The organism is Mycobacterium sp. MOTT36Y, from assembly GCF_000262165.1.
In the GTDB taxonomy this organism is placed as follows: domain Bacteria; phylum Actinomycetota; class Actinomycetes; order Mycobacteriales; family Mycobacteriaceae; genus Mycobacterium; species Mycobacterium intracellulare.
Genome location: NC_017904.1, coordinates 3,109,478 through 3,130,919 on the forward strand (window position 1 = coordinate 3,109,478; position 21,442 = coordinate 3,130,919).

19 protein-coding genes and 3 pseudogenes are annotated in these 21,442 nt (G+C 65.0%); 21 read left to right on the forward strand and 1 reads right to left on the reverse strand.

Going from position 1 to position 21,442, the window contains the following annotated elements; translation table 11 throughout:
• Nucleotides 1-69: 69 nt before the first annotated feature.
• The 11 genes and pseudogenes from W7S_RS14140 (at nt 70) to W7S_RS26315 (ending at nt 11,607) form a co-directional block, all read left to right on the forward strand.
• Nucleotides 70-351: a DUF1490 family protein gene (locus W7S_RS14140; protein ID WP_008257367.1), complete on the forward strand. Its 282-nt coding sequence runs from the start codon at nt 70-72 to the stop codon at nt 349-351.
• Nucleotides 352-359: 8 nt separating this feature from the next.
• Nucleotides 360-2,642, forward strand: coding sequence for a manganese-exporting P-type ATPase CtpC (gene ctpC, locus W7S_RS14145; RefSeq protein WP_020822720.1), 2,283 nt, complete (start codon nt 360-362; stop codon nt 2,640-2,642).
• Nucleotides 2,643-2,647: 5 nt separating this feature from the next.
• The gene (locus W7S_RS14150) at nt 2,648-3,250 is read left to right on the forward strand and encodes an isoprenylcysteine carboxylmethyltransferase family protein (RefSeq protein WP_033712914.1); all 603 of its coding nucleotides are present in this window, start codon (nt 2,648-2,650) and stop codon (nt 3,248-3,250) included.
• Nucleotides 3,251-3,513: 263 nt separating this feature from the next.
• Nucleotides 3,514-3,873, forward strand: coding sequence for a helix-turn-helix transcriptional regulator (locus tag W7S_RS26300; RefSeq protein ID WP_020822721.1), 360 nt, complete (start codon nt 3,514-3,516; stop codon nt 3,871-3,873).
• 50 nt (nt 3,874-3,923) lie between these two features.
• A complete protein-coding gene (locus W7S_RS14155; RefSeq protein ID WP_014711808.1) occupies nt 3,924-4,205 on the forward strand; it encodes a DUF1490 family protein in 282 nt (93 codons plus the stop codon).
• An 86-nt stretch (nt 4,206-4,291) separates the two neighbouring features.
• Nucleotides 4,292-6,613: a cation-translocating P-type ATPase gene (locus W7S_RS14160; protein ID WP_014711809.1), complete on the forward strand. Its 2,322-nt coding sequence runs from the start codon at nt 4,292-4,294 to the stop codon at nt 6,611-6,613.
• 264 nt (nt 6,614-6,877) lie between these two features.
• Nucleotides 6,878-8,170: a magnesium transporter MgtE N-terminal domain-containing protein gene (locus tag W7S_RS14165; RefSeq protein ID WP_014711810.1), complete on the forward strand. Its 1,293-nt coding sequence runs from the start codon at nt 6,878-6,880 to the stop codon at nt 8,168-8,170.
• Complete coding sequence (locus W7S_RS14170; RefSeq protein ID WP_020822723.1) at nt 8,167-9,846, forward strand: Nramp family divalent metal transporter; 1,680 nt, start codon at nt 8,167-8,169, stop codon at nt 9,844-9,846. The genes W7S_RS14165 and W7S_RS14170 overlap by 4 nt, the downstream gene beginning before the upstream one ends.
• 27 nt (nt 9,847-9,873) lie before the next feature.
• The gene (locus tag W7S_RS26305) at nt 9,874-10,107 is read left to right on the forward strand and encodes a hypothetical protein (protein ID WP_020822724.1); all 234 of its coding nucleotides are present in this window, start codon (nt 9,874-9,876) and stop codon (nt 10,105-10,107) included.
• Entirely contained in the window at nt 10,107-10,454 is a 348-nt protein-coding gene (locus W7S_RS26310; protein WP_081490110.1) for a DUF732 domain-containing protein, read from the forward strand. The genes W7S_RS26305 and W7S_RS26310 overlap by 1 nt, the downstream gene beginning before the upstream one ends.
• 763 nt (nt 10,455-11,217) lie before the next feature.
• Nucleotides 11,218-11,607: pseudogene (locus tag W7S_RS26315) on the forward strand (four-helix bundle copper-binding protein).
• Nucleotides 11,608-11,674: 67 nt separating this feature from the next.
• Here the strand turns inward: W7S_RS26315 and W7S_RS14175 are convergent.
• On the reverse strand, nt 11,675-13,195 hold the full coding sequence (locus W7S_RS14175; RefSeq protein ID WP_033712894.1) for a multicopper oxidase family protein: 1,521 nt from the start codon (nt 13,193-13,195) through the stop codon (nt 11,675-11,677).
• 150 nt (nt 13,196-13,345) lie between these two features.
• On the opposite strand from W7S_RS14175, the gene W7S_RS14180 reads away from it, so the two are divergent.
• The 10 genes and pseudogenes from W7S_RS14180 (at nt 13,346) to W7S_RS14225 (ending at nt 21,421) form a co-directional block, all read left to right on the forward strand.
• Nucleotides 13,346-14,002, forward strand: a complete 657-nt coding sequence (locus W7S_RS14180) for a class I SAM-dependent methyltransferase (protein WP_014711813.1) — start codon at nt 13,346-13,348, stop codon at nt 14,000-14,002.
• 365 nt (nt 14,003-14,367) lie between these two features.
• Nucleotides 14,368-14,766: a hypothetical protein gene (locus tag W7S_RS14185; RefSeq protein WP_020822727.1), complete on the forward strand. Its 399-nt coding sequence runs from the start codon at nt 14,368-14,370 to the stop codon at nt 14,764-14,766.
• 111 nt (nt 14,767-14,877) lie between these two features.
• A complete protein-coding gene (locus W7S_RS14190) occupies nt 14,878-16,023 on the forward strand; it encodes a PLP-dependent cysteine synthase family protein (RefSeq protein ID WP_014711815.1) in 1,146 nt (381 codons plus the stop codon).
• Nucleotides 16,020-17,264, forward strand: a pseudogene (locus W7S_RS14195) (MFS transporter); the annotation flags it as partial. The gene W7S_RS14190 and the pseudogene W7S_RS14195, both read left to right, overlap by 4 nt.
• Before the next feature lie 657 nt (nt 17,265-17,921).
• Nucleotides 17,922-18,350, forward strand: a complete 429-nt coding sequence (locus W7S_RS14200; protein WP_014711817.1) for a hypothetical protein — start codon at nt 17,922-17,924, stop codon at nt 18,348-18,350.
• Between the two features lie 248 nt (nt 18,351-18,598).
• Nucleotides 18,599-18,898: a PE family protein gene (locus tag W7S_RS14205; protein WP_014711818.1), complete on the forward strand. Its 300-nt coding sequence runs from the start codon at nt 18,599-18,601 to the stop codon at nt 18,896-18,898.
• Between the two features lie 15 nt (nt 18,899-18,913).
• Nucleotides 18,914-20,104: a PPE family protein gene (locus tag W7S_RS14210; protein ID WP_014711819.1), complete on the forward strand. Its 1,191-nt coding sequence runs from the start codon at nt 18,914-18,916 to the stop codon at nt 20,102-20,104.
• 90 nt (nt 20,105-20,194) lie between these two features.
• Nucleotides 20,195-20,491 carry a WXG100 family type VII secretion target gene (locus W7S_RS14215; RefSeq protein WP_014711820.1) on the forward strand — a complete coding sequence of 99 codons (297 nt, stop codon included), beginning with the start codon at nt 20,195-20,197 and terminating at the stop codon, nt 20,489-20,491.
• 11 nt (nt 20,492-20,502) lie between these two features.
• Nucleotides 20,503-20,786 (forward strand): annotated as a pseudogene (locus W7S_RS26320) (WXG100 family type VII secretion target).
• A 290-nt stretch (nt 20,787-21,076) separates the two neighbouring features.
• Nucleotides 21,077-21,421 (forward strand): NADH-quinone oxidoreductase subunit A, encoded by a 345-nt coding sequence (locus W7S_RS14225; RefSeq protein WP_014711822.1) that lies wholly within the window; start codon nt 21,077-21,079, stop codon nt 21,419-21,421.
• The last annotated feature ends 21 nt before the right edge of the window (nt 21,422-21,442 follow it).

Sequence of the window (21,442 nt, forward strand, 5' to 3'; positions counted from 1 at the left end):
ATCTATGTTACGGTCGAATGAGTAGTAGGTGAAATGCGCCCGACAGGGCCGAACACGAGGAGGAAGTTGATGTTTCCGCATGCGCTAGCGGCGAAGGCGGCCGCTACGGTGTTCACCGGATTGGTGGGCGTGAGTGCCTATGAGCTGTTGCGTAAGGCGGCTGGTGGGGCGCCGGTGCGTCGGGCGACGGTCGCGGCCGCGGAGTTGAGTTTGCGAGGGACGCGTCGTGCAGAAGTGGTAGCGGAGTCGGCTCGGCTGAAGGCGGCTGACGTGGTCGCCGAGGCGCGTGAACGCATCGGTGAAGAGGCTTCCCCGCCGGCTGCGGCCGCGGTCCACGACCACGACCACTGATCGCTGTTATGACTGTTGTCGAGGACACCGCCGTAGAAATTCTCTCCGATGCGGCGGGGCGGATGAGATTGCATGTTCCGTGGGTTCGTTCGGATTCCCGTCGTGCGGTGGCCGTCGAAGACAAGGTGGACAAGCAGACCGGGGTGCGCGCGGTGCACGCCTATCCCCACACCGGATCGGTCGTGGTGTGGTATTCACCCAAGCGTTGTGATCGCTCGGCGATCATGGCGGCCATTGCGGCGGCCAAAGACGTCGCTGCCGAGCTGATTCCCGCGCGTACGCCGCGCTCGGCTGATGTTCGCAACACCGAGGTGCTGCGCCTTGCGGTCGGCGGGGCGGCGCTGGTGTTGTTGGGTGTGCGCCGCTACGGTTTCCGCCGCCCGCCGCTGCTGGGGCCCAAGGGTCAGCTGGTGGCCACCGGCGCGACGGTGTTCATGGGCTATCCGTTCTTCCGCGGGGCGCTACGTTCGCTTCGTTCTGGCCGAGCGGGCACCGACACCCTGGTGACGGTGGCCACGGTGGCCAGCATGGTGTTGCGGGAGAACGTGGTCGCGCTGACCGTGTTGTGGCTGCTCAATATCGGCGAGTACCTGCAGGACCTGACGCTGCGCCGCACCCGGCGGGCCATCGCCGACCTGTTGCGCGGCACCGCGGACACCGCCTGGATCAGGGTTAATGATGGCAGCGAAGTCCAGGTGCCCATCGATACCTTGCAAATCGGTGACGAGGTCGTCATTCACGATCACGTGGCGATCCCGGTGGACGGCGAGGTGCTCGACGGCGAAGCGGTAGTCGACCAGTCGGCGATCACCGGCGAAACGTTGCCGGTCAGCATGGTCGTCGGCTCCCGCGTGCACGCCGGATCGGTGGTGGTACGCGGACGCCTCGTGGTGCGCGCGGCCGCGGTGGGCAGCGAAACCACGATCGGGCGCATCATTTCCCGCGTCGAGGAGGCCCAGCACGATCGGGCGCCGATTCAAACGGTCGGTGAGAACTTCTCGCGCCGATTTGTCCCGATCTCGTTCATCGTGTCCGCGGCAACCCTGCTGCTGACCGGCGACATCCGGCGCGCGATGACCATGCTGTTGATCGCGTGTCCATGCGCGGTGGGATTGTCGACCCCGACTGCGATCAGCGCAGCGATCGGCAACGGGGCGCGCCGCGGCATTCTGATCAAGGGCGGATCGCACCTCGAACAAGCCGGGCGGGTGAACGCCATCGTGTTCGACAAGACCGGGACGCTCACCGTTGGGCGCCCCGTCGTGACGAATGTCGTTGCCTTCCAGAAGGACTGGCAGCCCGAAGAGGTCTTGGCCTATGCGGCCAGCTCTGAGATCCATTCGCGTCATCCGCTGGCCGAAGCGGTGATCCGCTCGACCAACGAACGCCACATCACGATCCCGCCGCACGAACAGTGCGAAGTATTGGTCGGCCTGGGCATGCGCACCTGGGCTGATGGCCGCGTTTTGCTGTTGGGCAGCCCGTCGCTGCTGCGTGCCGAAAAGGTCCGCGTGTCCAAGAAGGCAACCGAGTGGGTTGACAAATTGCGGCGCCAGGCTGAGACCCCGCTGTTGCTGGCGGTGGACGGCACGCTGGTCGGGCTGATCAGCCTGCGCGACGAAATCCGCCCCGAGGCCGCCGATGTGCTGAACAAGTTGCGCAGCAAGGGCATTGGGCGCATCGTGATGCTGACTGGTGATCATCCGGATACCGCCGAGGTGGTGGCCGGCGAACTCGGTATCGACGAGTGGCGCGCCGAGGTGCTGCCCGAAGACAAGCTTCAGGCGGTGCGCCAACTGCAGGACGAGGGTTACGTCGTCGCGATGATCGGTGATGGCGTCAATGACGCGCCGGCACTGGCGACCGCCGATATCGGGATCGCCATGGGTCTGGCCGGCACCGACGTCGCAGTGGAAACCGCCGATATCGCACTGGCCAACGACAACCTGCAGCGCCTGCTCGATGTACCCGATCTGGGTGCGCGAGCCGTCGCGGTGATCCGGCAGAACTACGGCATGTCCATCGCCGTCAACTCCGTCGGTCTGCTCATGGGCGCCGGAGGGGCCCTGTCTCCGGTGCTGGCCGCGATCCTGCACAACGCATCCTCGGTCGCGGTGGTCACCAACAGCTCTCGACTGATCCGCTACCGCCTGATGAACGGTCAATCCCCGACCGCGAACGAACACTCGACGGGGGAGCCCGTCGGCACCGCTAGCGAGCAACCCGCGGCGTCGCCACCGTACAGCAAGCAATCGCGCAAGCTGTCGCCGGTTCGCACAGGACAGGACTGACCATGATGCCTGTGTCCGCGCTGACGCTCTACCTCGTCTTCGCCGCACTCGGGTTCGGCTGGCGCAGCTGGACCCAGCAGCGGCGCACCGGCTCGACCGGATTTCGCGGCGTCAGTGGACGTCCCGGCTCGCTGGAATGGTGGGCCGGCGTCGGATTCGTGGGCGCCATCCTCGCCGGTGTGGCTGCCCCGCTGCTGCAACTCGGTGAAATCCTCACTCCGATGCCGGTCCTGCACGCACCCGCTGTCCAAGCGTCCGGGGTGGTGGCGGCGATCGCAGGACTCGCCGCCACCCTCTGCGCCCAACACGGCATGGGTGAATCCTGGCGGATCGGGGTCGACCCCGACGAAACCACCACCTTGGTACGCACGGGTGTGTTCGGCTGGGTCCGCAATCCCATCTTCGCTGCCATGCTCGTCTTCGCCGCCGGCATCGCTTTGATGACGCCCAACCCGCTGGCCCTGGCCGCGTTCGTGGTCCTGCTGGCGGCCATCGAGGTTCAGGTCCGTGTCGTCGAAGAGCCGTATCTGGCCCGTATCCACGGCCGCGCCTACACCGATTACCGCGCCGCGGTTGGGCGGTTTGCGCCCGGCATCGGGCGCAACTAGACACCGCCCTGAAGACGGAGGCCCCATGACGTGGACCGATGCCCACACTGCCCGGTGGAATCGATACTGGGACAAGGTTTCCCGCAACCTACGACTGAGAAATAGGGTTCTTTGACCGCCACAACCCCGGCTGCGCATGCCCCGCCGCGGAATTCCCAAACCCGTCGACTGCATACCGACGCCACACATCACAGGTGCACCGCGATTCGGAACCATAGTTCAGCCGTTGCTGTTATATCAGCGACAACTGTACAGTTGCGGCCATGCTGACGTGTGAGGTGCGGGAATCGGCGTTGTCGCGACTGGGCCGGGCGCTGGCCGATCCGACGCGGTGCCGAATTCTTGTCGCGCTGCTGGATGGAGTTTGCTATCCCGGCCTGTTGGCTTCGCACCTGGGATTGACCCGATCCAATGTGTCCAACCATCTGTCGTGCTTACGGGGCTGCGGCCTGGTTATCGCAACGTATGAGGGCCGCCAGGTTCGTTATGCCCTGGCCGATAGTCACCTCGCGCGTGCCCTGAGCGAGTTGGTTCAGGTCGTTCTCGCGGTGGACACCGATCAGCCTTGCGGTGGTGAGCAAGCCACGTTCGAGGGAGTCCGCACCATGCCGGCTAGTCGATGAGCGGGCTCGCCGAATCGCGACGAGCAAGCAGAAGATGAGGAGGGTTAGCCGTGGTTGCACATGGACTACTGATCAGGGCGACCGGGACGGTATTTACCGGGCTCGTCGGGGTGAGTGCCTACGAAGTGTTGCGCAAGGCGGTGGGAAAAACTCCCGTCCACCGCGCAGCGGTGACCGCCACAGAATGGGGCCTGCGGGGAACCCGGCGCGCCGAGGTGGCGGCCGAAGCCGCACGGCTGAAAGTTGCCGACGTGGTCGCCGAAGCTCGCGATCGGATCGGTGACAACGCCTCCCTTCCGGTCGACCCCGTAGCCGACGACTGCTGTAGCTGACATCGCACGCTGGGCACTCCTCGGCGGATAGGAGAGCTTTACATCCGCGATGAGAAGGGCGCTCTGCTATACCGCTAGGAGGGCTGATGATGCCGACCACCGCTGCGCATCCCGATGCTGGCCTCAAGCTGAGCGTTGTGTCTGCGACGGCGCGACGAATGCGGGTGCACGCCAGCGGGTTTCGATTCGACACCGGCCGCGCGGTCGCGATTGAGGACGCCGTTGGTATGGTCACCGGCGTCGAAGCCGTGCGGGCCTATCCGCGCACCGCCTCAGTGGTGATCTGGTACGCGCCTGAGCGCTGCGACACCGCCGCCGTCCTGTCGGCGATCGCCGATGCTGAGCACATCCCGGTAGCGTCGGTACCACCGCGTACCCCGCACTCGGCGGACGGCCGCAAGCCCGGTGTGGTGCAACGAGTCATCGACTGGAGCACGCGGGTGCGGTCGGGCTCGTGCGATTTTGAGAAAGGTCGTCCTCCGCAGACGGTTAGCGATGGCTGTTGCGACCATGATGACAGCGAGGACGCGCCGGAGCGGCTCTGGCAGGTCGTCAAGCTGCGGCGCGCTGCGTTGTCCGGGGTGTTGCTGACGGGGTCGGTGATCACCGCATGGGTCACTCCACTGGGGCCGGTCGCTCTGGCATTCAAAGTCGTCGCCTTGGCGGTGGGGGCCTCGACGTTCGTGCCGTCGGCCATCAAGCGACTTACGCAGGGCCGCATCGGTGTCGGCACGTTGATGACCATCGCTGCGGCCGGCGCCGTGGGTCTCGGTCAGGTCGGCGAGGCTGCCATGCTGGCGTTCTTGTTCTCCATCAGTGAGGGCTTGGAGGAATTCGCGGTGTCGCGTACGCGCCGCGGCTTGCGCGCGTTGCTGTCGCTGGTGCCGGATCAGGCCACAGTGCTGCGCGCGGGCAGCGAAACCGTGGTGGCCGCAGCCGACCTTCAGGTCGGTGATCAAATGATCGTCAAACCAGCTGAACGTCTGGCCACTGACGGCATCATTCGTGACGGTCGCACTTCGTTGGACGTCTCCGCGATCACCGGTGAGTCGGTACCGGTCGAAGCCGGACCCGGCGACGACGTGTTCGCCGGGTCGATCAACGGTTCCGGCGCGCTGCTGGTGCAGGTCACCGCAACGGCAGAAGACAACTCGCTGGCGCGCATCGTGCACATCGTGGAAGCCGAGCAGGCGCGCAAGGGCGCCAGTCAGCGACTGGCCGACCGCGTCGCGCGACCGCTGGTGCCGGGCATCATGATCGCCGGGGCCGCGATCGCCGGGGTGGGCAGCATTTTCGGTAGCCCTGCCGTCTGGATCGAACGTGCTCTGGTGGTACTGGTTGCTGCCTCTCCATGCGCGTTGGCCATCGCGGTGCCCGTGTCGGTGGTGGCCTCCATCGGGGCGGCCGCCAAGTTCGGTGTACTCATCAAAGGTGGCGCCGCCCTGGAAGGCATGGGCACCCTCGGCGCAATTGCCCTGGACAAGACCGGCACCCTGACGGCCAATCGGCCTGCGGTCATCGAAGTCGTCACCACTGGGGGCGCCACTCGCGAGGAGGTGCTGGCTACGGCAGCCGCGCTGGAAGCCCGCAGCGAGCACCCACTGGCCGCGGCCATTCTTGCCACGACCCGAACGTCGGTCGCCGCGGCTAGCGACGTGCACGCCATCCCCGGTGCCGGATTGACCGGGCGGCTCGACGGCCATGATGTTCGACTGGGACGCCCTGGCTGGCTGGACCCAGCCGGCCTCGCCGAGGACGTCATGCGCATGCAACAAGCCGGAGCCACAACGGTTCTCGTCGAACGCGACGGGCGGCTACTCGGGGCCATCGCCGTACGCGACGAACTACGTCCGGAAGCCGCCGAGGTCGTCGCCGAACTGCGAGCCGGCAACTACCAGGTGGCAATGCTCACCGGCGACAACCGCGCCACCGCTTCAGCTTTGGCCGCCGAAGCCGGAATCGAGCACGTGTACGCCGAGCTGCGTCCCGAGGACAAGGCACACCTGGTCGCAGAGCTACGTGCCCAGCGGCGGACCGCGATGGTTGGCGACGGCGTCAACGATGCTCCGGCCCTGGCCGCCGCCGACCTGGGAATCGCTATGGGCGCCATGGGAACCGACGTCGCCATCGAAACCGCCGACGTCGCGCTGATGGGCCAGGACCTGCGCCATCTGCCCCAAGCGCTGAACCATGCCCGTCGTTCCCGGCAGATCATGTTGCAAAACGTCGGGCTATCACTGGCGATCATCACCGTGCTGATGCCGCTGTCGCTGTTCGGGACCATGGGTTTGGCTGCGGTGGTATTCGTGCATGAGCTCACCGAGGTCGTCGTCATCGCCAATGGCGTGCGCGCCGGACGCATCAAACCACTTGCTGGGCCAAAGCCATCGAGTCACGATTCAACGTAACGATGCAACGAATCTACGGCCCGTCCAGGATCGTCAAGTACCGCCGGGGCGGCGGTATCAGGACGCGATGTCGGCCCTGGTCGCCAATTGATTGCCCATGCTGTCGCGTCTCCCCCGCAGCGAATCGCCGAAGCGCGTGACTCGCGAGGGTTACCCGTTCGAGTGGGCTACGGCATCCTGAGCCCGACGAGCGCCCGGTAAGAAAGGTGAGCAGAAGTGAGTGGACCCGAAACGCCAGCTAAGCAGGCCGGGGCGCACCCGGTTATGCATCTCTCAGAGTTGCTGCACGCGCCGGTCCTGGCCCGGTCGGGCGAGGCTGTGGGCCGGGTGCAGGACGTGATTGTGCGGCTGCGCGGCGCCGACGAGCATCCGCTGGTGAGTGGGATCGTCGCTGTGGTGGGGAGGCGGCGGGTGTTCATCGGCAGCCCCTCCATTTCCCAGTACGCCCCAGACCGCGTGGTCTTGGCGACACACAAAATCGATCTGCGCGGTTTCGAACGCCGCGACGGCGAGGTGTTGCTGCGCACTGATGTGCTAGGACACCGGTTGATCGATGTGGCTGCCGTGGAGTTGGTACGCGCCTATGACGTGGAGCTCGAAGATACCGGGGGCGGGTGGGTGCTTGTCCGTCTGGATACTCGCCGCCCGGCGCGGTTCTTCGGACTAATCAAAAGCCGGGGTGGGCATGCGGCCCGAGATTGGAAGGCATTCGAACCCCTGATCGGCCACGCCCGCTCCGGTGCATCGCGACGTCAGTCAGGCCGGCTCAGCGGGTTCAAACCCGCGGACATCGCTGATCTTCTCGAAGACGCTGACAAAGCCGAGGGCGGCGAGATCCTCGACCGGGTCCGCAGCGACCCGGAATTGGAAGCCGACGTGTTCGAAGAACTTGACCCTGACAAGGCCAGCCGATTGCTCAATGACATGGCCGATGACGAGGTCGCCGCACTATTGGGCCGGATGCGCGCCGACGACGCCGCCGACGCGATCGCAGACCTGCGTCAATCGCGGCGCAGGCGCGTGCTGGAGCTGATGCCGGGCCCGCAGCGCACGAAGGTGATCACCCTGATGGGCTTTAACCCCGACAGTGCCGGCGGCCTGATGAATGTCGACTTCGTCTCCTGCGCCGCAAGCACCACCGCGGGCACGGCGCTGGCAGTGATCGCGGGCGCCACGACGATACAGCCCGAGGCATTGGTCAAGATGCATGTCCTTGATGAAGACAACCGCCTGGCTGGTGTCGTGTCGGTGATCGACCTGCTGCAAGCCGAACCCGGTCACACCGTTGAAGCACTGATGGATTGCGACCCAATCCGGGTCGGCGCCGAAGCCGATCTGACCGACGTCGCCCTATTGATGGCCGACTTCAACCTCTACTCCATCCCCGTCGTCGACGGCCAGGATCGCGTGCTCGGGGTTGTCACCGTCGATGACGTGCTAGAAGCTACGATCCCCGAGGATTGGCGTCGCCGCGAACCCGCCCCCCGCCCGGTCCGCGAAATCACCCCACCAGATGACGATCGCGATGCGCCTGCACCTAACAGTGAGGCGCGGTGACCTCCGGCGAAGAGAACGCGACCGGCCACGCAGCAGCGACTCACCGATCCGAGTCGCCACCACCGAAGCGCACCGCTGTGCTTGACTCGGCTCACCTCGGTGATATCGAGGGCGCCTTCGGGCGCATTAACGTCGAGGAGACCGACCATCCCCGCACGTTCAAGACGCGGCTGCTGACGCTGCTTGCCATTGTGGGTCCCGGAATCATTGTGATGGTCGGCGATAACGATGCCGGCGGGGTGGCCACCTACACCCAAGCTGGCCAAAATTATGGCTACTCCCTGCTGTGGGTGCTACTCCTGCTCATCCCGGTGCTCATTGTCAACCAAGAGATGGTGGTCCGGCTGGGCGCGGTTACCGGCGTCGGACACGCCCGCTTGATCAACGAACGCTTTGGTCGCGGCTGGGGCTGGTTCTCCGTCGGCGACCTGTTCCTGCTCAACTTCCTCACGATCGTCACCGAGTTCATCGGCATCACTTTGGCCGCCACCTACATCGGTATCTCCAAATATATTGTCGTTCCGGTTTCAGCGGTCGCGCTCATCGCGATCATGGCCAGCGGCAGCTTTCGCCGTTGGGAGCGGGCCATGTTTGTCTTCATTGCCATCACTTTGGCGCAGATCCCAATCCTGCTGATAGCGCACCCACAGTGGGCCCAGGCCGCCAAATCATTTGTGGTGCCGAACATCTCCGGCGGCGTGACCTCGGATGCGGTGCTTTTGATCATTGCCATCGTCGGCACCACCGTGGCGCCTTGGCAGCTGTTTTTTCAGCAGTCCAACGTCGTCGACAAGCGCATTACACCTCGATTTATGGGCTATGAGCGCGCCGACACCGTGTTGGGGGCGTTCATCGTGGTGATCGGCGCCACCGCGCTGGTCATGATCGGCGATTGGGCGGCGCGCTCCACTAACACCACAGGTGGTTTCACCGACGCCGGCGCCATCTCGCATCTACTGGGCCAACACAATTCGACGCTCGGCTGGTTGTTCGCGATCGTGCTGATGGACGCCTCGATCCTCGGCGCCGCCGCAGTGACCCTGGCCACCAGCTACGCCTTTGGCGACGTATTCGGCCTGAAACACTCGCTGCACCGGGGGTTTGCCGATGCCAAACCTTTCTACCTTTCCTACAGCGCAATGGTGGCGTTTGCGGCAGCGATCGTGCTGATCCCTGGCGCCCCCCTTGGATTGATCACCACCGCCGTGCAGGCCCTCGCTGGCTTGCTGTTGCCCAGCGCCAGCGTGTTCCTCCTGCTGCTGTGCAACGACCGGGAAGTATTGGGCCCCTGGGTGAACCGGCCCTGGCTCAACTGGGTTGCCGGGCTGATCGTCGGCGTCCTGCTGCTGCTGTCGGGAATCCTGATCGCGACTACCTTGTTCCCCGACCTCAACGTGATCGTTGTCGCCGGCTACCTGGCACTGACGTTGGTCATCCTCGCCGCAGCCACGGTACCGGCACTTCGTTGGATGGGTCGCCGCCAGCCCTCACCACCGGCGGCATCGAGCCCGGCGCGGCCTATTGACCGCAATAGCTGGCGAATGCCACCACTGACCTTGTTAGAGCCCGTGACCTGGTCGCCAGGGACCCGTCTAGGCATGATTGCGCTGCGCGGCTACCTCGTCGTCGGCGCCGTCCTGCTCATCGTCAAGGCTGTCCAGCTCAGCGGCCGATGAATTTGGGCCAACCCGAAAGGTCACTAAATGAGCACGCCACGCAACGGGCGATTCGCCGCGGAAGCCAACTACCTACCGCACTACAACGACATCCAGCAGATCACAGGAACTGCCATCCTCGCCACCATTGCGGTCGCCCTGGCAGTGGCATTCATCATCATCCAACGTCGACGACGCCGCGCGCGCACCAAACAAAGCCATGTCGGTGGCCCCCGACGCTCCCGCGTCTCAAGACCTTTTAACACCCGCGGGAGAGATTAATGGCCCAAACCAATGTGCCTCGGTGGAAATGGTTGACAACGAGCGTAATCCTGCTCTTTGCTGCTGCGCTGCAGTTCGCTCCACCTGTATCAGCGGATCAAACTGACGATGACTTCCTCGCCGCGCTCAAGAAACACGGGATCGTCTTTACCAACCGCGATGTCGCAATCGCGGCCGGTCATAAAGTGTGCACCGGACTCGATGCAGGCCAGACGCCGGCCAACCTGATTTTGTCGCTGGTAAAAGACACCGACCTCTCGGCACACGTGGCCGGCTATTTCTTCGGCACCGCAGTCAATGCCTACTGCCCGCAATACCGCCCGGATACCACTGTGCCGGGAGCATAGGCCAAGAAGACGGACAAATGGCGCACCACTAGCGGCCACGGGGCACTCAGCGGGCGGCGTAGCCCTTGCACTCGCACCCCACCGACGCAACGACACATCGTTCGTGAAATTCGACGGATAACGAAACGGCTCGTCGCCCATCCTCGAGTTCGAATCTGCTTCACCCCAACATACTCGTCGTGCTCGAGCAGGTTGAACGGTGGTTTGGGTTACTCACCAATTAGAAGCCTGCCGGGGCGCACGCCACTCAATCCAGGCCGTCGAGAATGACATCTCAGACAATCTTCGTCTAGCAAGGCTAGCGACCTCGGCATCACCCTAGCCATGTTGAAACTGATGGTCATAATGAGTATCTGGTAGGACGTGGGTGGTGACAGCGTTAGGGAAGTGCGGCCGTGCGGTCGAAACCCGTAAACCCAATACCATCGATTGCGCGGCGACCTTCGAGTGTTCTTGGACGCAACTGTGATGTCTCGCAATGTATTCCACAATCAAAGGTGACTTGTTTGGGCCCTCCGCAGCGGGTGAGCACCTTGTCTGCGGCTACCGCATTGCTCGACCCGATTCTGACCAGAGCCGTTATCGAACTTGTCCGGCCAGAAGGTGACTGTTCGCCTCAAAAACTGGGAACAGACGCGCGATCCGTTTAGCGTATGTCGGACCGAGTACGACTGCGCGGAGGCATTCCCCCCCCCCCCCCCCCGAAAATGATCAAAACCGTTGCCGTTGAACACCCGGAGAACACGTGACTACTACCAGCAGCATGCTGGAGAGCTATCCCCAAGACCTCGGCGGAGGGGATACGGCCAACGTGACAGCCTGTATCGAAGCCTGTATCGACTGCGCGCAAGCCTGTACAGCCTGTGCGGACGCTTGCCTCAGCGAAGCTGCGGTCGACGAGCTGAGGAAATGCATCCGCACGTGCCTCGACTGCTCGGATATCTGCGACGTCACCGGCCGTGTCCTCTCCCGACACACCGGCTACGATGCCAACCTGACCAGAACGGTGCTCGAAACATGCGCCATCACCTGCAAAAGCTGCGCAGACGAGTGTTAGGGGCACGCCACCCATCACGAGCACTGCCGGCTGTGCGGGGAAGTTTGCCGCCGCTGCGAACGGGCATGCCGCGAGCTCATCGGCTCGCTCGGCTAAGTGCTCGCTCGGCACCTACCAGCATGGCGCCGCCACCGCCGCGCTCCTGCGCGCACGCCGTGATGGCTCAGCTGGTGTACTCGAGGCGAGTCATCATGCCGGCCTCTTGGTGATAGGTGTTGTGGCAGTGGAACATCCAGACGCCCGGGTTGTCAGCGACGAGGACGGCGCTCAATTTCTGTTTGGGCAGTACGTTGACAGTGTCTTTGCGCGGGCCGGGCGTGCCGTCGGGCTTGATCACCTGGAAAGTGTGTCCGTGCAGGTGCATCGGGTGGTACATCATGGTGGTGTTGTCGAATGCCAGCGTGGCGCGTTGGCCCTGGCGTACCTGTAGCGGCTTGGTCTTGCTGTAGGGCTCGCCGTTGATCAGCCAATCGTACTTCGTCATGTCGCCGCTGAGGACCACAGGGAGATTCGCATCGGATTTGGCTCCCAAGTCGACTTCCGGTGCGGCGGAGAACATTTCGACGGTGCCGACTCGCTTGTTGAGTTCGGGCGGCTGGAAACCCGGATCAGGGGCGCTGCCGGCGCCGGTGGAGAGCAGGGCCCGCGCCAGCGCATTTTTGCCTTCGGCAAGAGCGACCAGCGGGAAAACGCCGTCGGCGGCGGTGACGACGACGTCGTAGCGTTCGGCCATGCCGACCAGCACGGCGTCGACCTCGGTGGGCACTACAGGATAGCCGTCGGTGTGGGTGACGGTCATCGAGTGCCCGGCTAGCGCTACGCGGAACGCGGTGTCGGAGCCGGAATTGATGATCCGGATCCGGATGCGCTCTCCGGGCTTGGCGCTGAATGTGGTGGGAGCGGCGGGAATGCGGCCGTTGATGAGGTAGTGCGGGTAGGCAATATCGCCTGGGTCGCCGCCAAGCAGACTGCTGGTCCCGACACCGTCCATCTCCATGGGAGGCATGTTTCCCATGCCCGGCATGCTGCCCATGCTGGGCCTGCGCTGATTGGTCAAATCGTCGTAGAGCTGCCTGGGGGTCTTGCCGACGCCGTCGGTCCAGTCGTCGAGTACGACGATCCATTCGGCGTCATAGCGGCCCGACTCTCGGGGGTCATCGATGATCACGGGCAGATACAGGCCGTAGTCGGCGTCCAGGCCGACGTGCGGATGCGCCCAATAGGTGCCCGGGTGAGGTACCGAAAATCGGTAGGTGAAGTCGCGGCCGGCGTCGATGTTCGGGGTGGCGGGTGCGACGCCGTCCATGTCGTTGCGCAGCGCGATGCCGTGCCAATGCACCGAGGTGGCCGAATCGAGCCGGTTGGTGACCGTGACCGCGAGTTCGTCACCGACATTGGCGCGGATCAGGGGCCCCGGGATGGCGTTACCGTAGGCCATCGTGCGCACAGTGATGCCACCGAGGTCGATTGTCGTCGGTTGAGGCGTCAGTGCCGCCGTTACGGTACGCCCGGTGTGGGGCCGCGCCGCCTCGGCAGCAGCGATGGCGGCCGCCATCGCCGTGTTTCCGGTACGTGTTTGCTCGCCGGATCGGCCGCATGCGGCCAGGGCGAACCCGCCGGCGACGGTGGCAGCCACAAAACTCCGCCTGCTAAGTCGCGCCCTGTCAGAAGTCGATTCGCGCATGCCTGCACCTGTCTTTCGTTGCGCCGTTCGGTGTTTCGTTCGATCCCGGAGAGCCGCGTCCCGCTCCGTCGAGCTTGAATATACCGCATGGGGGTATTGCTGTACCGTTGGGTTGGCCGCACTGAAAGCATATCCGGGAAGGATTTTTAGATGGGACTGGCGCAGAGGCTGTTCGCTGATCATCGCCACGGTGACGGCACCGGGTGGGTGCTCAACTATCCCCGTACCTATGAATGGGCCACCAATGCGTGGTCTCTGGGGCTACGTGCGCGCATGTGGGACCGGCTGGTCGGGCTATCCGGCGCCGAGCCCGGCGATAGGGTGCTCGACGTCGGCTGCGGGACCGGATACTTCACTCGGCGAATCGCACGGGCGGTGCACCCTGGTGGCAGGGTTGTCGGGATCGATCCCTCACAATCGATGGTCGACTACGCCGCGCGGCGTGCGCCGGCGAACGCGGCCTTTCAGGTTGCCTCCGCCGAAGAGCTGCCCTTCTCCGACCAATCGTTCGATGTGGTGGTATCTAGCTTGGCGTTTCACCACTTTCCAGTCGACCGACGCGCCGACGCAGTGCGGCAAATGTACCGAGTTCTGCGACCGGGCGGACGGCTATGCATCGCCGATCTTCGCCCCTCGGGCGGTGGCGCCTTGCACCGGATTGCTGCTGTTTTCAACGCCCATGCCAGGGAGCAGAACCGGCTACACCAGCTCGATGAGCTGATTACCGATGCGGGGTTCTCCATCGTCGGCACCGGTGACCGGTTGTTGCTGCACTACATCACGGCGCAACGGCCGCTGGGTCGATGAATCCGGTGGTGGGCGCGGCGGAGCACTGGTTGTAATCGACATGCCGGGCCGAAGGTGACGGTAGATCTCAGGCATAACTATGCCGGCCGTCGTACAGCCCGTGAAGCGTCGTCAGCATCTGGTCAGGCGCAACCTAGGACTGCTCAACCGCCAAAGGCCCCGGTTTACATATACGGGTATGGGGTATATTCTGCTTCTATGTCCACCGGACGCGCAGTGAACTGCTCATCGGCGACGCACGCGATGAGTTGCGAATCCGCGCATCGGAAACACCCCGGCTTATTCCCGGTTTTCTCCCATACTGGCAGGGCTGGCGTGTCGTGATATTCGGTGGTGCTAGCAGGTTGCCTCGGCTCCGGTATGTAGTGGCCGTGGGGGCTGCGGCGTGGTTGGCGGCGTGGGTTCTCATCGGTGCCCACAGCGTGATGGGGCATTCGCAGTCTTCGGTGTCGCAGTCTTCGATGTCGCAGCCGGCGCATGCGTTGGTGGCTTCGCTGGGTGGTGAGTTCACCGTTGATGTCGATCATCCGCATGTGGGCAAGGGTTCCTCGGGCGACCATCACGAGCAGTTCACCACGGCGGTGCTGCCGCGCTCAGGCGCGGTGGTGGCTGCGTTAATCGCGTTGAGTGCGGTGGCCGCCGTGGCGCTGACCGGTGGGCTGGCCCGGTTTGGGGTGCCCGCCGGGCGCGGCCCCCCGCGCGCCCCGGCTCTTTCTGTTACCGGTCAAGACGTCTTGACCCGGTTCTGCTTGTCTCGTCGCTGACTGGTCAGCGCCAGGTCGTTTGCAGCACGTGTGTGCTCGGCGGCTGGTGATCGCTGACCCCTGTCAAGTGCCGCACTGATTCGCGGCGTTCGCAAGAAAGCGACGATTCTCATGACCGATGTTTTGTCTTTCGATAACTATGTTCACCCGATCCCGGCGCTCAAAGTTGTTCAGCCACGTGAGTGCGCCCAGCCCGGCACCGACGCCTATCGGCGTCCCGGTGCGATGGTGGGCCATACCCCGGTGCTGCGCATTGAGGCGCCGTTCGCCCCGCCCGGACGCGGGTTTTGGGCCAAGCTGGAAGGGTTCAATCCCGGCGGCAGCATGAAAGACCGCCCGGCCCTGCACATGGTCGAAGCCGCCCGGGCCCGCGGCGAATTAGCTCCCGGGGCGCGCATCGTGGAATCCACCAGCGGTAGCCTGGGGTTGGGGCTGGCGTTGGCCGGCCAAGCCTACGGGCATCCGGTCACCGTGGTCACCGACACCGGCATGGAGCCGATCGTGCGTCACATGCTGGCCGCCTACGGCGCCCAGGTCGAGCTGGTCACCGAGCCGCACCCGGTGGGGGGCTGGCAACAGGCCCGTAAAGACCGGGTCGCCCAGCTGCTGGCCGCCGAGCCGGGGGCCTGGTGCCCCGACCAGTACAGCAACCCCGACAACATCACCGGCTACCGGTCGTTGGCGTTGGAGCTGCTCGATCAGCTTGGCGGGGTCGATGTGCTGGTCTGCTCGGTGGGCACCGGCGGACACTCCGCCGGCGTGGCGCGGGTGCTGCGCCAGTTCAACCCCGACATGAAACTGATCGGGGTCGACACCATCGGCTCGACCATTTTCGGTCAGCCGGTAGCCAGCCGGTTGATGCGCGGGCTGGGCTCGAGCATCTATCCGCGCAACATCGACTACGCCGCCTTTGACGAGGTGCACTGGGTGGCCCCGCAGGAGTCGGTGTGGGCGTGCCGCACTTTGGCGGCCAGCAACTTCGCCAGCGGCGGCTGGAGCGTGGGGGCCGTGGCGCTGGTCGCGGGCTGGGCCGCGCGCACCTTCCCGCAGGACACCCGCATCGCCGCGGTGTTTCCTGACGGGCCGCAACGCTACTTCGACACCATCTACAACGACGACTACTGCCACCAGCACCAGCTGTTGGACTGGCAACCCGTCGCCGAGCCCACCGTCATCACCGACCCCACCCAGCAGGTGGTGACCTCCTGGACTCGCACCAGCACCGTCGTCAGTCCCGCACTGATCGCAGCCGCATGAGGGATTTCCTCACCCGGTTTCGAGGCTTCGACCGGCCCAGCCAGGTCCTGATGCTCAACCAGTTCGGCATCAACATGGGTTTCTACATGCTGATGCCGTATCTGGCCGGGTACCTGGCCGGCCCGCTCGGGCTGGCGGCCTGGGCCGTCGGGCTGGTGCTAGGCGTGCGCAACTTCTCCCAGCAGGGCATGTTCATCGTGGGCGGCACCCTGGCCGACCGGCTGGGCTACAAGCCGTTGATCGTGGCCGGATGCGTGCTGCGCACCGGCGGATTCGCGCTGCTGGTGGTGGCTCACTCGTTGCCGGCTGTGCTGATCGCCGCGGCGGCCACCGGGTTCGCCGGCGCGTTGTTCAACCCGGCGGTACGCGCCTATCTGGCCGCTGACGCCGGAGATCGCCGGGTGGAGGCCTTCGCCATGTTCAACCTCTTCTATCAGGCCGGAATCCTGTTGGGTCCGCTGGTCGGACTGGTCCTGGTGGCCGTTGATTTTCAGGTCACGGCGGCGGCAGCGGCGGCCGTGTTCGCAGTGCTGACCGTGGCGCAGCTGTTGACGTTGCCGCAACGCGGTGTCGATTCGGCGCCGCAGCAGAAGTCATTCCTGCAGGACTGGCGGGTTGTCGCCGGCAATCGGCCGTTCCTGCTCTTCGCGGCGGCGATGATCGGCTCCTACGTATTGACCTTCCAGGTGTACCTGGCGCTGCCGCTGCAGGCGTCGATGCTGGCGCCGCGCTCTGAAACGGCTTTGGTTGCAGTACTTTTCGTTGTCTCGGGCCTGGTTGCAGTGATCGGACAGCTGCGCATCACCCGTTGGTTCACCAAACGCTGGGGACCCGGACGTAGCCTGGCGATCGGTGTGGCCATCCTGGCGGCCTCGTTTGTGCCGCTGACTGTCGTCCCCGACGGCCATCGGTTCGGGACACCGGCGGCGGTGGGGGCCCTGCTGGTGTCGGCGGCGCTGCTGGCCGTCGGTTCGGCCGCGGTCTTCCCGTTCGAGATGGACACCGTCGTCTCGCTGGCCGGAGGCCGGCTCGTGGCCACCCATTACGGGTTCTACAACACCATCGTCGGAGCCGGAATCCTCGTCGGCAACTTGGCTACCGGATCGATATTCGGTGCGGCCCAACGGCTGAGCGCCGGCGCACTGGTGTGGGGCGGGCTGGTTCTCATCGGCATCATCGCCGCAGTTGCCCTCTACCGTCTCGAACCCGCACGCGACCTGCAACCGGCTCATTCCGAGCTTGGCGGCGTCCAAGCGGCGGTACCGACGATAACCGGCCGGGGCCGACGCCGGCGATTTACACCGCCGCACGGCAAGGCATCTGTGTCCCCGTCTCCTGGTCATCCTTTCGGGCGCCGGCCCGCGATGACGACGACTCTGACCCCAAAGAGTCGCCGCAGAATGGCATCGGCACGCAACCAGGCGCAAGATTGCTCACGTTCGGTCGCGTCGATGACGTCACCTTGTGATTACCCATGTGACTCCGCAGGATCCACCGTTAAGCACCCGATCGGCGCGAAATCCCCATGCGATTAAGGGATTTGACGCGAACAGCTGCCAACGGCTCGGCCGCGCGCATCGCCTGCCGGGTGAGTCCTCATGTGTCCGGGCCGATAGATCGAAGCCGCGAGCTGGTGTTGTCGTGCGAGCGGGCCGGCGTACCGATTACCGCCTGGGTAGAGGAATGCCAGCTCGGCCGCCCGCTATACCTCCGGTGGGTAGGGGTATTCGGTATGGGGGTGCAATTGTGCGCGTCAGCCCCTGCGGCCCGACTGCTGATATCGACTTTACCTGCGGCATTAGGGCCGCGAGCAGGCACACTCCTGACCCGGGCACAATGTGGTATCGGCCGCCCTACGTATGGCATACCCCCCTATAGACAGGTACAGTTGAGACACTATGAGTCCCCGCGGCGCAGGCAGTTCGGTGCGGTTGCGCGCTGTCGTCGCGATCGCGGCTGCAGTGTGGCTGGTCCTCGGCGCCCTGGGGTGTGGGTTGGTGCATTTCGCGCCTCTCGCGTTTGACCCACCGCACGCCTTCGTGACATCGGCGGATGGCGGGTTTGGCACTGGCGGGCCCGGCATGCAGGCCGACCATGCTTCGCTTTACCGCGGCCTGGCCGCCAAATGCTCCAAGGTGTTCGGGGCTATGCCGGTGCCGGGGCCGGTTACCGCGCTGGTGGAACTCGGTCTCGCGGTCGCGGTGGTCGCCGTCGCAGGTTCGCGGGTCAAACTCGTCGTGCCGGTTGGGCGAGCCCCGCCCCGCGCAGCTGCCATTGCCTTCACCGGTCGAGACCTCTTGACGCGGTTCTGCATAGCTCGCCGATGATCAGCCGGCGGCAGGCCATCGTGTTGCGCCACGACGGCCGGTGAACGCTCGCCCACCGTCACCAATCTCTGCCGCCCCTTCCGCTCGGATGAATGCCGGGCCAATGAACACGTCAATCCTGCCTGACTCTGTCTAGCCGAGTTGGGCGACGCGGTTTCCGTCCCGCGGCGACCGCACCAGCGCCTTAACACACCGCAGCGGACGGGGTCAGCCCATGTCCGTAATCCCAAGTCTCCAAGGAGAAGTCCATGTTCTCACTCACCGTCGCCCCGCAAATGTTGACGGCGGCGACCGGTAACCGGCTGGGCATCGGCTCGGCGATGAGCGCCGAAAACACGCCCGCGGCCGCACCGACGACCGGGGTGGTTCCCGCCGCCGCCGATGAGGTGTCGGCGTTGACGGCGCTGCAGTTTGCCGCGCACGCTCAGATGTATCAGGCCGTCAGCGCCCAAGCTGCGGCGATCTACGAATTGGTCGCGAAAACCCTTGGTGTCAGCGCTGATTCGTATGCGGTCACCGAGGCCGCCAACGCGGTCGCGGCCGGCTAAGCATTCCGAGGTGAAATGATGGATTTCGCTGCTTTGCCACCCGAAATCAACTCGGCAAGGATCTATGCCGGTCCGGGGCCGGGCTCGATGCTGGCCGCAGCGTCGGCCTGGGAAGGACTCGCCGAGCAGCTATATTCGGAGGCCGCTTCGTATTCCTCGGTGGTTTCAGGGCTGACGAGCGGACCGTGGCTGGGTCCGGCGTCGGCGGCGATGACCGCCGCGAGCGCCCCCTTCGTGGCGTGGATGGACACCACTGCCGCCACGGCACAGCTGACGGCTTCGCAGGCCATGGCGGCCGCGGCCGCCTATGAGGCGGCCTTTGCGATGACGGTGCCGCCACCAGTCATCGCGGCCAACCGCAGCCTGTTGATGTCGCTGATCGCGACCAACATCCTCGGGCAAAACACGCCCGCGATCGCGGCCACCGAGGCACAGTACGCGGCGATGTGGGCCCAGGACGTCGCCGCGATGTATGGCTACGCGGCCGCCTCGGCGAGTGCGTCGCTCCTGACCCAGTTCATCCCGCCGCAGCCCGCCAGCAACCCGGCCGGCCTGGCCGGACAGGGAACCGCGGTCGGCCAAGCTGTCGGAAGCTCGGCCAGCACCGACGCGCAGGCGGTCCTGTCACAGGTGACCTCCACGGTGCCGACGGCTCTGCAGCAGCTCGCGTCGCCGCTGTCGTCCACATCCGAGTCGTCCACGGGGTCGCTGTCGTCGTTGAGTTCGTCGCTCAGTTCCATGAATCCGGCGTTGTCGATGACAAGTTCGGTTGGGTGGATATCGAGTTCGCTGCTCTCGAACGCGAATCAGATGAAGAATTTGATGCCGGCCGTCACCGCCGCCAGCACCGCAGCTTCGGGACCGGGATTGACGGGCGCGCTCGCGTCCAGCGCGCTGGGAGCACCCGGCTCAGCAGGACTCGGCGGGGCAGCCGTGTCGGCGGGCGTGGGCCGGGCGGCCACGGTCGGGGCGTTGTCGGTGCCCCAAGCCTGGGCTTCGGCGGCCCCGGCAATGAGTCCTGCCGCGACGGCGCTGCCCAGCACCAGCCTGGCCACTGCCCCAGGAGCCACAACGGGGGCTCCCGCAAGCATGCTCGGCGCGCCGATGGCAACGATGGCCGGGCGCGGCATAGGCAACGTCGGCGAAACCGACCTCCGGTTCATGCCCCGCCTGACAGTGGTACCGCCCTCGGCGACCGTCGGATAACAAAGGAGAGCACCAATTCGTTTTGGCAGGCGGCCATGACGCCGGCCACGTCGAGCAAAACTGATGATTTCCAGGTAAGGAGACACTCCAATGACTGCACGCTTGATGACCGATCCGAACGAGATGCGATCCATGGCAGGCCGTTTCGACGTGCACGCCCAAACCGTCGAAGATGAAGCCCGCAAGATGTGGGGGTCCTCGCTGAACATTGCCGGTGCCGGATGGAGCGGGACCGCTCAGGCCGCGTCCTACGACACCATGGGCCAAACGAACACTGCGTTCCGCAACATCGTCACCATGCTGCACGGGGTGCGCGACGGCCTGATCCGCGACGCCAACAACTACGAACAGCAAGAGCAAGCCTCACAGCAGATGCTAGGCAGTTAGGAGAACCGACGATGAGCATCAACTACCAATTCGGCGACGTCGACGCCCATGGCGCGCTGATCCGCGCCCAGGCCGCTTTCCTGGAGGCCGAGCATCAGGCCATCATCCGTGATGTGCTTGCCGCCGGGGACTTTTGGGGCGGTGCGGGTTCGGTGGCCTGCCAAGAGTTCATCACCCAGTTGGGCCGCAACTTCCAGGTCATCTACGAGCAAGCCAACGCCCATGGGCAAAAGTCCAAACTGCCGGGGCCAACATGGCCTCCACCGACAGCGCCGTTGGGTCCAGCTGGGCCTAACATCCACCCAGAGGCGCCAGCCGCACCTCGATCGAAAGAGCAAAGAGCCTGCACGACGCTGGGCCAGCCGAAATCAACTAGCCTGCAAGATGATTGGCGCTGCACAACCATTGCGAGTCAACTCCCAGACTGCTTCAGGTCGCCGGCGGCGGCGCGGCGGCCCGGACCCAGCAGGGCGGCGATCGGTTTCGGGGCGTCGTGGAGGCGTGGTAGGCCATAATCCGGGTGCACTGCGCATGTGGGGACGTGGACAAGACCCTGTGGCCTGCACGGGTGAAAGGAGTGCAGCGATGTATGCCGGTGTGGCCTCGACGCTGCTGGTATCCCTAGCGGGCGTCGCCGGCGCGTATGGGATGCACCGGCTCACGGCGGTGTGGGCGGCCGCGTTGACGTCGCTTCCCTTCCAGTCGGGGTGGCGGCCCGAGGAGCACGCGCTGTCCCGGTATCACGTGCGCTGGTATCCAGCGACACTGGTCTTTCTCGCTTTCGACGTCGAGATGCTGTTCATGTACCCATGGGCCATGGTCGTCGCACAGATGGGCACCACCGCGATCGTCGAGATGTTCCTATTTTTGGCCGCGTTGTTCGTCGCGGTCGCGTGGGCGTGGCGGGAGGGCGCACTGCGATGGGTATGACCGCCGCCTTAACCCGAGCTG